The sequence below is a fragment of the Vallitalea maricola genome (genome assembly GCF_036985595.1).
GTDB lineage: Bacteria > Bacillota > Clostridia > Lachnospirales > Vallitaleaceae > Vallitalea > Vallitalea maricola.
Genome location: NZ_BTPU01000166.1, coordinates 1 through 445, shown reverse-complemented (window position 1 = coordinate 445; position 445 = coordinate 1). Strand labels below are relative to the sequence as shown.

The following is a 445-nucleotide window of genomic DNA, read 5'->3' as shown; positions in this document are numbered from 1 at the left end:
CTAGAAAAGAAACTGGATAACAAATTCACAACCAATGAAATAATAAATCAGTTGAAAGATATGAACTTCCATGCTATTCCCGGCGAAGGATATATGCCAATCTATACACGAACCGACTTTACTGATGCTCTTCATGAAGTTTTTGGATTTAGAACCGATTATCAGATTGTTAGCAACAGAGAAATGAAAAAAATATATAAAAACACAAAAAAAAAAAGGTACGCAAAAATCTCAAAACAAAAAAGCTTGAAACCCCTTGTAAATAGGACATATCAAGCTTTTATTTTCTTTCAACTGTCAAAGACAGGATTATACAACATAATGGAAATTTTTTCATGCGTTAGCCCTGGGATTTACGCTTACGGAACAGCGGTAAGCTGCACTGTGATTTTATCAGTTCCCAAAGGGGGCGTAGCCACACAATTTATTGTGTGTTCAGTGGGGA

1 pseudogene is annotated in these 445 nt (G+C 35.3%); it reads left to right on the top strand.

From position 1 onward, the window contains the following. Positions 1-213, top strand: a pseudogene (locus AACQ14_RS24935) (IS1634 family transposase); the annotation flags it as partial. Between the last annotated feature and the right edge of the window lie 232 nt (positions 214-445).